The organism is Cupriavidus sp. 01L45 (genome assembly GCF_056399885.1).
Genome location: NZ_JBFTSG010000121.1, coordinates 1 through 5,366 on the forward strand (window position 1 = coordinate 1; position 5,366 = coordinate 5,366).

Genomic DNA, 5,366 nt, shown 5'->3' on the forward strand with positions numbered 1-5,366 from the left:
TATCACGCCGTGATGGTTTCGTGGTTATCACGCCGTGATGGTTTCGTGGTGGGGTGGGCGCGGTGAAGAAGGTCCTGGTCCTAGCAATCCGGTGCCACCGCGCCCACGACGGAAACGGGGCGCTTGCAACTTCGTGGCCGTCCGCGCCGCGAGCGACAGACGGCCTGAAATTCGCGGTGGCCGCTACCGGGGGGACCACCACGAATCCCTGGGCATTGGCTGGGTCGTGGTGCTCCGAACCGGTGACGGCACGAGGCTATTAGAACCCGGGGCCTGACGACGAATCCAATGGGCTGCGTAAGCCCGACACGCCAGCCTCCTGCAAGGATCGCTTTCTTTTGGTTACTTTTCTTTACGAGTAAAGAAAAGTGACACCTCCGTGTGCGTAAACGGCCAACCCCGCACAGCCGCGACAGCAGCTAGAAGCAATAAAACCCCGCCCAACAAACGCATCCCCCCGCGTCAGCGGGGCTACARGCAGCCCCAAAAAAAGGCATCCACTCACACCACAACATCTTCCAACGTGACCAACTGCGCGCCATCCTGCACCTGATCGCCAATGGCATAGAGCACTTCCTGCACCACACCGTCAGCGGGCGCAGTCAGCGTGTGCTCCATCTTCATGGCTTCCATCACGATCAGCGGATCACCCTTGCCGATGACGGCGCCAGCCTGGACCATCACCGCGATGATGCGCCCCGGCATCGGTGCCACCAGCTTGCCGCCCTCGGCATCGGCCGTGCCCGCGTGGGCGAGCGGGTCGATGACCTCCAGCCGGGTTTGCTGCGCGCCGCTGAACACGTAAAGCGTTTCACCGTCGATATGGGCGCTGCCCTTGACGGTGCGCGCGCCAAGGTCAAGCGCGTAGCCGCCGGCCTGGGTGGTGGCGCGGAAGGGCACGGTCTGCTCGCCCACGGTGAGCCATTGCTTGCCGCCATCGCTGCGCAGGCTGGCAAGCGTTTCACCTTCGCTGGTGCGCAGGCGGAACTGGCTGCTGGCGTCGCCGTTCAAGCGCCATGCCCCGGCGTTTTGCCACGGCGAATGCGCATCCGCCGGATCGACGCGCCGCGCGCGGGTTTCCGCATCCATCAGCGCCGCTACCGCCAGCGCGATGGTCTCGGTGCCCACCTGCGCCGGCGGCGGGAACAATGCTGCCTGGTTGCGTTCGATCAGCCCGGTGTCGAGGTCGGCGGTGCGGAACGCCTGCGAAGTCACCAGCCGTTGCAGGAAGGCGATATTGGTCGAAAGGCCCACCACGTGATACTCCGCCAGCGCCTGCGCCATGCGGGCGAGCGCTTCCTCGCGGTCGCGGCCCCACACGATCAGCTTGGCGATCATGGGGTCGTAGTAGGGGCTGATGGTGTCGCCCTCGCGCACGCCGGAATCGATGCGGACGCCGGCCGGGCCGTCGCCGTCATGCCCAAGGGCGAACGTCACCGCCGCCGGGGTGCGCAGGTAGCGCAGCGTGCCGGTGGAGGGCAGGAACCCCTTGTCGGGATTCTCGGCGTAGACGCGTGCTTCCAGCGCGTGGCCGTGGATGCGAAGCTGATCTTGCTTCAGCGGCAACGGCTCGCCCGAGGCCACGCGCAATTGCCATTCCACCAGGTCTTGCCCGGTGATCATCTCGGTGACGGGATGCTCCACCTGCAGGCGGGTGTTCATCTCCATGAAGTAGAACGAGCCGTCCTGGTTGGCGATGAACTCAACGGTGCCCGCGCCGACATAGCCGACGGCCTGCGCCGCCGCAACGGCGGCTTCRCCCATCGCCCGCCGGCGTTCCTCGCTCATGCCGGGCGCCGGGGCTTCCTCCAGCACCTTCTGGTGGCGCCGCTGCACCGAGCAGTCGCGCTCGAACAGGTAGACGCAGTTGCCGTGCGTGTCGGCGAACACCTGGATTTCGATATGGCGCGGGCGGGTCAGGTATTTCTCCACCAGCACGCGGTCGTCGCCGAAGCTGGCGCTGGCCTCGCGCTGCACCGAAGCCAGCGCGGCTTCGAAGCCTTCGCTGGCTTCCACCACGCGCATGCCCTTGCCGCCACCGCCGGCGCTGGCTTTCAGCAGCACCGGGTAGCCGATGCGGTCGGCCTCGTGCCGCAGCAGCGCCGGGTCCTGGTCCTCGCCGTGATAGCCCGGCACCAGCGGCACCGCGGCTTCTTCCATCAGGCGCTTGGCCGCGCTCTTGCTGCCCATGGCGCGGATGCTCGATGCCGGCGGGCCGATAAAGACCAGACCCGCCGCGGCGCAGGCATCGGCGAAGCCGTCGTTTTCGGAGAGGAAGCCGTAGCCCGGATGGATCGCCTGCGCGCCGGTCGCCTTGGCCATCTCGATGATGTGGTCGCCGCGCAGGTAACTGTCGCGCGCGGCGGCACCGCCGATGTGCACGGCCTCGTCGCACAGCGCCACATGGCGCGCGTTGGCGTCGGCGTCGGAGTAGACCGCTACCGTGCGGATGCCAAGGCGGCGGCAGGTGGCTGCCACGCGGCAGGCGATTTCGCCGCGGTTGGCGATCAGGATCTTGTTGAACATGGCTGTTCCTAGTTTTAGTTCTGGCGGCGTGGCTGCGATGGCCGCGCGGGTGGTTCGGCGGCTACCCGTGCAGCACGGCGCTTGATTGGCTGGGGGCTGGCTGGAGGTTCGCTCAGGCAGGCCGCCAGGACGGCGAGCGTTTTTCCAGGAAGGAACGCACGCCCTCGCGGCCTTCTTCCGAGGCGCGGATCGCCGCAATGCGGTCGGCGGTATCGGCCAGCAGCGCATCGTCGATGGCCCGGCCCGGCACCTCCTGCACCAGCCGTTTGCTCTCGCGCACGGCGTTGGGGCTGTTGGCCACCAGCGCGGCGGCCAGTTCGGCCACCTTGGCATCCAGCGCGTCGGCCGGCACCACCTCATGCACAAAGCCCAGCCGCAGCGCCTCGGCGGCGCCGAAGCGCTCGGCCGTGATGAAGTAGCGGCGCGCGGCCTGCTCGCCCATGGCGCGGATCACATAGGGGCTGATGGTGGCGGGCAACAGGCCCAGGCGCGCTTCCGACAGGCAGAAATTCACCGGCTCAGCGGCCACGGCGATGTCGCAGGCCGCAACCAGGCCCACGCCGCCGGCATAGGTGTCGCCGTGGATGCGTGCAATCACGGGCTTGGGGCAGGCCCAGATCGTGTGCAGCATCTGCGCCAGGGTCAGCGCATCGGACCGGTTCTCGTCGTGCGAGTAGCCGGCCATCTTCTTCATCCAGTTCAGGTCCGCGCCCGCGCAGAAGGCCGGGCCATTGCCCGCCAGCACGATGGCACGCACCGCGGGCTCGCTGCCCAGCGCGCGGAAGGCGCCGGTCAGCTCGGCGATCACGGTCTCGTTAAAGGCGTTGCGCACGTCCGGCCGGTTCAGCGTGACGGTGGCCACGTGCTGCGCGGCGGTGACGGTCAGGGTGGTGAATTCCATGGTTGTGTCCTGTGCGATGCGGTGCGATTCAATATCCGGGGCATTTGCGCGTGCGATCACGGCGCGCGATCACATGCGGAACACGCCGAACTTCATCTCGCCGATCGGCGCGTTCAGGCTGGCCGACAAGCCCAGGCCCAGCACCGTGCGCGTCTGCGCGGGATCGATCACGCCGTCGTCCCACAGCCGCGCGCTGGCGTAGTAGGGGTGGCCCTGGTGCTCGTACTGGTCGCGGATAGGCTGCTTGAACTTGTCCTCTTCCTCGGCGCTCCAGCTGCCGCCCTTGGCCTCGATGCCGTCGCGGCGCACGGTAGCCAGCACGCTGGCCGCCTGCTCGCCGCCCATCACCGAGATCCGCGCGTTCGGCCACATCCACAGGAAGCGCGGCGAATACGCGCGCCCGCACATGCCGTAGTTGCCCGCGCCAAACGAGCCGCCGATGATCACCGTGAACTTCGGCACCTGCGCCGTCGCCACCGCCGTCACCATCTTGGCGCCGTTGCGCGCAATGCCTTCGTTCTCGTACTTGCGGCCCACCATGAAACCGGTGATGTTCTGCAGGAACACCAGCGGGATCTTGCGCTGGCAGCACAGCTCGATGAAGTGCGCGCCCTTCAGCGCCGATTCCGAGAACAGGATGCCATTGTTGGCGATGATGCCGACCGGATAGCCCCAGATCCGCGCAAAACCGCAAACCAGCGTGGTGCCGTAGCGCGCCTTGAATTCGTCGAAATCCGAATCGTCCACGATGCGTGCAATGACTTCGCGCACGTCATACGGCTTGCGCGTGTCGGTAGGAATCACGCCATACAGTTCTTCCACCGGATAACGCGGGGGCAGGGGCTCGTGCAGGCGGATCTGGTCCGGCTTGCGGCGGTTCAGGTGCTGCACGATATTGCGCGCCAGCGACAGCGCGTGCGCGTCGTTCTGCGCGAAGTAATCGGCCACGCCCGAGAGGCGTGTGTGCACGTCTGCCCCGCCCAGGTCTTCGGCCGTGACTTCTTCACCGGTAGCCGCTTTCACCAGCGGCGGGCCGCCCAGGAAAATCGTGCCCTGGTTCTTGACGATGATGGACTCGTCGCTCATCGCCGGCACGTAGGCTCCGCCCGCCGTGCACGAACCCATCACCACCGCGATCTGCGGGATGCCTTGCTTGGACAGGTTGGCCTGGTTGTAGAAGATGCGGCCGAAGTGATCGCGGTCAGGGAAGACGTCGTCCTGGTTGGGCAGGTTGGCGCCGCCGGAATCCACCAGGTAGATACAGGGCAGGTTGTTCTGCTCGGCGATTTCCTGCGCGCGCAGGTGCTTGCGCACGGTGAGCGGGTAGTAGGTGCCGCCCTTGACGGTAGCGTCATTGCAGACGATCACGCATTCCTGCCCGGCGATGCTGCCTATGCCGGTGATGATGCCGGCGCCGGGCGCGGCATTGTCGTACATGTCATAAGCCGCGAGCTGCGACAGTTCCAGGAACGGCGTGCCCGGATCGAGCAGTTGCTGCACGCGATCGCGCGGCAGCAGCTTGCCCCGCCCGAGGTGCTTGGCGCGGGCTTCTTCGCCGCCGCCTTCGGCCAGCCTGGCGATCTTCGCCTTGAGGTCGGCGACCAGCGCCTGCATGGCGTCGGCATTGGCGCGGAAGGATTCCGAGCGAGCATTGAGTTTGGTTTCGAGCGTGGGCATAGGTGTCGGGTCTCTGTTCTTTTATGGCGTGCAGTGATCGCGGCGGCGCAGGCCGGCAGGGCAGCTTACGCCGTTTCGGCGTACAGCTCGCGCCCGATCAGCATGCGCCGGATTTCCGACGTGCCGGCGCCGATCTCATACAGCTTGGCGTCGCGCCACAGCCGGCCGACCGGGTATTCGTTGATATAGCCGTTGCCGCCCAGGATCTGCACCGACTCGCCGGCCATCCAGGTGGCCTTCTCGGCGGTGTACAGGATGACCG

At 66.8% G+C, this 5,366-nt stretch carries 4 protein-coding genes; all 4 read right to left on the bottom strand.

Features of this window, described 5'->3' with window-relative positions; translation table 11 throughout:
• Positions 1-501 precede the first annotated feature (501 nt).
• Positions 502-2,526, bottom strand: coding sequence for an acetyl/propionyl/methylcrotonyl-CoA carboxylase subunit alpha (locus AC1DT6_RS39960; RefSeq protein WP_441626774.1), 2,025 nt, complete (start codon positions 2,524-2,526; stop codon positions 502-504).
• Between the two features lie 112 nt (positions 2,527-2,638).
• Entirely contained in the window at positions 2,639-3,427 is a 789-nt protein-coding gene (locus AC1DT6_RS39965) for an enoyl-CoA hydratase/isomerase family protein (RefSeq protein WP_477104747.1), read from the bottom strand.
• Positions 3,428-3,496: 69 nt separating this feature from the next.
• Entirely contained in the window at positions 3,497-5,104 is a 1,608-nt protein-coding gene (locus AC1DT6_RS39970) for a carboxyl transferase domain-containing protein (RefSeq protein ID WP_441626770.1), read from the bottom strand.
• A gap of 65 nt (positions 5,105-5,169) precedes the next feature.
• Positions 5,170-5,366, bottom strand: a 197-nt coding sequence (locus AC1DT6_RS39975; RefSeq protein WP_477115573.1) for an acyl-CoA dehydrogenase family protein, incomplete at its 5' end; no start/stop codon positions are given.